The sequence below is a fragment of the Arthrobacter sp. ISL-48 genome, from assembly GCF_018613805.1.
In the GTDB taxonomy this organism is placed as follows: domain Bacteria; phylum Actinomycetota; class Actinomycetes; order Actinomycetales; family Micrococcaceae; genus Arthrobacter.
This window is the reverse complement of the sequence record NZ_JAGGPL010000033.1, coordinates 1-5,103: the sequence shown is the minus strand read 5'-3', so window position 1 is coordinate 5,103 and position 5,103 is coordinate 1. Positions and strand designations below refer to the sequence as shown.

General features: G+C 61.3%; 4 protein-coding genes. All 4 read left to right on the top strand.

Going from position 1 to position 5,103, the window contains the following annotated elements; all coding sequences use genetic code 11:
* Positions 1–11: 11 nt before the first annotated feature.
* The 4 genes from solA (at position 12) to J7E83_RS20670 (ending at position 4,693) form a co-directional block, all read left to right on the top strand.
* Entirely contained in the window at positions 12–1,145 is a 1,134-nt protein-coding gene (gene solA / locus J7E83_RS20685) for an N-methyl-L-tryptophan oxidase (protein WP_214966003.1), read from the top strand.
* A 78-nt stretch (positions 1,146–1,223) separates the two neighbouring features.
* Positions 1,224–2,477 (top strand): aspartate aminotransferase family protein, encoded by a 1,254-nt coding sequence (locus tag J7E83_RS20680; RefSeq protein WP_214966001.1) that lies wholly within the window; start codon positions 1,224–1,226, stop codon positions 2,475–2,477.
* Between the two features lie 28 nt (positions 2,478–2,505).
* Positions 2,506–3,960 carry an NAD-dependent succinate-semialdehyde dehydrogenase gene (locus tag J7E83_RS20675; protein ID WP_214965999.1) on the top strand — a complete coding sequence of 485 codons (1,455 nt, stop codon included), beginning with the start codon at positions 2,506–2,508 and terminating at the stop codon, positions 3,958–3,960.
* Between the two features lie 40 nt (positions 3,961–4,000).
* Positions 4,001–4,693, top strand: coding sequence for a GntR family transcriptional regulator (locus J7E83_RS20670; RefSeq protein ID WP_214965997.1), 693 nt, complete (start codon positions 4,001–4,003; stop codon positions 4,691–4,693).
* Positions 4,694–5,103 lie beyond the last annotated feature (410 nt).

Below are 5,103 nucleotides of genomic sequence, written 5' to 3'. Positions count from 1 at the left end.
TGCTCTAAACCATGGACGGAAAACTCGCCGTTATCGGCCTGGGCAGCATCGGGAGCATGGCCCTCTGGCAGGCCTCCCGCCTCACCGATTCCGTCACCGGATTCGAAGCCGTATCCCCAGCCCACGCCCGCAGCGCCACCGGTGGGGACACCCGCCTGTTCCGCATGCTCTACCGCGGAATACCGGACTACTACCCCATCCTGGAACGGTCCCGCAGCCTCTGGACCGAACTCGAAGCCGAAACCGGGCAGAACATCCTGGCCCGCTGCGGCGGGCTCTCCATCGGCACCACCAACGGCCCCTACGTCTCGCCGCTGCTGGAAACCACCAGGATCAACGGCGCCGAGCACGAAATCCTCAGCCGCGAAGCAATGGCCGAACGCTACCCCCAGCACAACCTCCGTCCCGACGACATCGCCGTTTACGACCCCCACGCCGGCGCCCTGCGCACCGACCGCGCCGTCACAGCGGCAGTCGCCGCGGCCCAGGCGAACGGCGCAACAGTTCACACCAACACCCCGATCGACGACATCCGGGAAACAAACGACGGCGTCCTCATCACCTCCGGCGACAAGACCTGGACCTTCGAAAACGTCATCGTCTCCTCCGGCGGCTGGTCACAACGACTCATGCCCGACTACCTCAAAGCAGCAACGGAAACCCGACGGAATTTCCTGTCATGGTTCGTCGCCAGGGACGCGGCCGAATTCTCACCCGAGAAGTTCCCCATCTTCATCAGGATTTCCGGCCAACGCTCCATGTACGGCGCCCCCGCCGTCGACGGCGTCACCGTCAAGGCAACCCTGGATGGCCGCAGCTCTCTCACACCAGCGGCGGATTCAGTTCTCAGGGAACTGACAGCAGCTGAAATTGCCGAGACCACGGAGACAGTGGCGGAGTTCTTCCCGGGCCTCATCCCCAACATCGTCCGCTCAGATGCCTTCCCCGACCTCTACACCAAGGACAGCAACCCCCTGCTCGGTCACCTTAGGCAAAACAGCAGGATCTACTGCGCCACCGGCTTCTCCGGCGCCGGCTTCAAAATGGCCAGCGGTTACGGCGAAATCGCCGCCAACGAGTCATTGGGCAAGCGGTCCTTCGACGGCCTCGATTTCGTGCGGCCCCAACGCTTCAAGGCCAGCTAACACAAGCAACCGCTATTGCTGATTTCCCCAACATCGCCTATTGTTGACAATCTACAGTTCGTAAGAAAGTATGAAGCCATGGCAACTCTCAGCCCCCTCCTTAAGCAGGCCACTCCAGTCGTCGTAGACCATGCTGTCGGCAGCTGGATCCACGCGACAGATGGCAAAAAGTACCTCGATTTCACCACTGGAATCGGCGTTACCAGCACAGGTCACTGCCACCCCGACGTCGTAGCGGCAGCACGCGAGCAGGTGGGCAAGATTGTCCATGCCCAATACACCACCGTGATGCACAAGCCCTTGCTTGAGCTCACCGAAAAGCTGGGAGAATTCCTGCCTTCGGGACTGGACAGCGTTTTCTACGCCACGTCCGGCTCCGAAGCAGTGGAAGCTTCCGTCCGCCTGGCCCGCATGGCCACGGGGCGGCCCAACATCATCTCCTTCCACGGCGGCTTCCACGGCCGGACAGTGGGCGCTGCTTCGCTCACCACAGCCGGCACAAAGTTCCGTTCAGGGTTTTCCCCTCTGATGGGCGGCGTTCATATCGCACCCTTCCCGCACGCTTACCGCTACGGCTGGGGCGAAGAAACAGCCGTGAACTTCGCGTTGAAGGAACTGGACCACCTCCTCCTGAGCGTCAGCAGCCCGGCAGACACTGCAGGCTTCATCATCGAACCTGTGCTGGGCGACGGCGGCTACATCCCCACACCGCCGGCATTCCTGCAGGGCCTGCGGGAGCGCGCTGACCGGCACGGCATCGTCCTCATCCTCGATGAAGTCCAGGCCGGCGTCGGCCGGACCGGAAAGTTCTGGGGGCACGACTGGGCGGGGATCACCCCCGACGTCGTCATCACCGCGAAGGGTCTCGCCAGCGGCTTCCCCATCTCGGCAATCGCCGCCTCTACTGAGCTGATGGGCAAGGCATGGCCGGGTTCGCAGGGCGGTACCTACGGTGGAAACGCCGTAGCGGCCGCGGCCGGCGTCGCAACCCTGGGCGTTATTGAGCGCGAGAACCTCGTAGAAAATGCCTTGATTCGGGGCGATGAGCTGCGGGCAGGGCTTGAAAAGCTCAAGACAGAATTTGCGGGAATCGGAAATGTACGTGGCCGCGGCCTCATGCAAGGAGTCGAATTCACCACAGCGGACAACGTCCCTGATGCTGCCACCGCCTTGGCTGTCCAACAAGCCGCAATCAAGGAAGAACTGCTTCTCCTCACCTGCGGTCCGCACGGAAATGTCGTCCGCATCATTCCGGCGCTCAACGTCAGCAGCGATGAGATCCAGGCTGGCCTGACCAGGTTCACCCAAGCGTTGAAAACAGCCACCTCCTAACCCCTCCTACGATCCTTGAAAGCGTGATATGAGCTCCTCATTCGACCCCTCAGGTCTTCACACGGAACTGTTCATCGATGGCGTCTGGCAGAAGGCCGCCAGCGGCGCCACTTTTCCGGTGGAAAATCCAGCCACCCACGAGATCATCGCCCACGTAGCCGATGGCGGTCCTGAAGAAGCCGGTGCTGCCATCGAGGCCGCAGGTCGTGCCCAGGCGGAGTGGAGCAAGTCCACACCCCGGAAACGGGCCGACATCCTCCGCCGCGCCTTTGACCTGGTCATTGCCAACACCGACCGTCTGGCTGCGATCATGACTGCCGAGATGGGAAAACCCCTTGCCGAAGCGAAGGGCGAAGTAGCCTACGGGGCCGAGTTCCTGCGCTGGTTCTCCGAAGAGGCCACCCGGATCGGAGGGGACAGCACCACTTCGGTGGACGGCAACACCCGGATCCTGATCACCAAGGAACCCGTCGGCCCCTGCGTGCTGGTCACGCCGTGGAACTTCCCGCTGGCCATGGGCGCCCGAAAGATCGCGCCTGCTGTGGCCGCGGGCTGCACCATGGTCTTCAAGCCCGCGGAACTGACGCCGCTGACCTCCCTGGCCCTGGTGGATATCTTCAAGCAGGCAGGACTTCCCGACGGCGTCCTGAACGTCGTCACCACCTCCAACGCTGCCAGCGTGGTGGAGAACTGGATGAGCAGCGGCATCGCACGCAAGATCAGCTTCACAGGATCCACCGGGGTCGGAAAGATCCTCCTCCGCCAGGCATCGGAAAACGTTATGCGCTCCTCGATGGAACTGGGCGGAAACGCCCCCTTCATCGTTCTCGCCGACGCTGACATTGAGAAGGCCGTCGACGGAGCCATGAAGGCCAAAATGCGGAACATGGGCGAAGCCTGCACTGCCGCCAACCGGTTCTTCGTCCACCGCTCAGTCGCGGAGGAATTCACCGAGAAATTCTCCAAGAAAATGTCAGAACTGCAGGTGGGCAATGGCGCCCTGGCGGGGACCGACGTCGGCCCCCTCATCGAACAGAAGGGCCTGGACAAAGTCGAGAGCCTCGTCGCCGACGCGGTCGCCAAAGGTGCACGCGTCCTAACCGGCGGAAGCCGCCCGGAGGGTCCTGGATACTTCTACTCCCCCACCGTCATGACGGACGTGGCCCTGAACTCGGACCTGATGACTACCGAGATTTTCGGACCCGTAGCGGCCATCACTCCCTTCGACAGCGAGGACGAAGTGCTTCGCATGGCCAACGACACCGAATGGGGCCTCGTTGGCTATGTTTTCACCGAGAACACGGATAAGGCGCTGCGCTTTTCGGCAGAGCTGGAAGTCGGAATGGTCGGGATTAACACCGGCATCGTCTCAAATCCGATAGCGCCCTTTGGCGGCGTCAAGCAATCCGGTCTCGGCCGCGAAGGCGGCAAGGCCGGCATCGATGAATTCCTCGAGACCAAGTACACCGCTATAGCGATCTAAAACATGTTCGTAGTACGCCGAAAGAGATGAGGGGATATCAATGGCGATGCCGGAAGTACTGTTTGCCCTGGAGGGAAGACCCACGGCCCAGCTGATCGCTGATCAGCTGCGGGAACAAATTGTTAAGGGAATGTTCCGTCCCGGAGAGCAAATCAATGAATCAGTCCTAGCAAGCCAGCTGCGCACCTCCAGGGGCCCTGTCCGTGAGGCGTTGCAGCGGCTGTGCCAGGAGGGGATCCTGGTCAGCCGACGCAATCGGGGTGTCTTCGTCCTGGAACTCGCCACTGATGACATCAGGGAGATCTATGCGGTCCGTGAGGCTGTGGAAGCAACCGCAGCAGACGCGCTGCTGGATGCCGGCCAGGAACAGGTCAGGGACACCTGCCAGGCCTTGAAGGCCATCATCAGCGACATGGCGAAGCAGGTTGCAGTGTCGGACTGGCAGTCGATTGCACGGCTCGACATGCAATTCCACACCTCCTTCGTAGCCGGCGCGGGCAACACACGCCTGATCCGAATCTACGAGACCCTCGCGGCGGAATCGAGGATGTGCATCCTCAACCTGGAAATCGCCTACCCCCGAATAGACGTCCTGGTCCAGGAACACCAGAACATCCTCGATCTGCTCGAATCAGGCGGCAGGGAAGAACTCCACAAAGTCATCAAGCAGCACATGCAGACGGCTGTTGAGGATCTCACCGCCACAAGGAAAGAGAAGGAAGTCATCGCCTGAAATCTCCTCCGGCATCGCTCATGAGAAGGCCAGATCCAACGGATCTGGCCTTCTCTTTGCGTTGAACAGCCCACCCCGTCAAAGCTGGACTACGCCGACGCGAACGACATAGCCACCGGCCGCACCCGCCAATGACGTCACGCTAAGAAGCTCCACTTAATATCTGTAAATTGTCGATCATCTGCGATGCGGGGTGGTTGCATTGTAGGTAGGGACTGAGCCTGGACCCTTGGAAGGAGGCTCCGACGAAGATGAGAATGACGGTCCAGACTGCCGCTGCAGGATTGGCAGTTCTGCTGGCGTTGACTGCGTGCGGGTCGACCGACAACAGTGATTCCGAGCATGACAGCTCCAAGACGTCTAATACGGCTGATATCTCGGAGGGTGTGGGCCCGGACCAGGCAGCGGTT